The sequence below is a fragment of the Bradyrhizobium campsiandrae genome (assembly GCF_014529705.1).
Taxonomy (GTDB): Bacteria; Pseudomonadota; Alphaproteobacteria; order Rhizobiales; family Xanthobacteraceae; genus Bradyrhizobium; species Bradyrhizobium campsiandrae.
This window is the reverse complement of the sequence record NZ_JAANIH010000306.1, coordinates 1-303: the sequence shown is the minus strand read 5'-3', so window position 1 is coordinate 303 and position 303 is coordinate 1. Positions and strand designations below refer to the sequence as shown.

At 68.0% G+C, this 303-nt stretch carries 1 protein-coding gene; it reads right to left on the bottom strand.

Annotated features, from left to right (window positions below; translation table 11 throughout):
* On the bottom strand, positions 1–303 hold a 303-nt coding region (locus tag G8O24_RS43215), incomplete at both ends, for an aconitase family protein (RefSeq protein WP_244646447.1).

Genomic DNA, 303 nt, shown 5'->3' with positions numbered 1-303 from the left:
TCACCACAGGGGCCACGTCGCCGGCATCGATCGTCATCTCCCGGTCGAAGCGGGCATCGGAATCGGAGCCGAGTTGCAGCCAGGCCTCGGCGGCGCGATCCCACATCTCGCCCTTCGGCGCGCGCGGACGTCCCTTGAGATAATCGAGCACCTTCTGGTCGGGCGCGATGACGACACCGCGCGCGCCGGCCTCGACGATCATGATCGACATCACGATGCGTCCTTCGACGCTCATCTCGCTCACGGCAGGCCCAGTGAACTCCACCGCATAGCCGGTGGCGCCGTCCGCGCCGATGCGCCGGA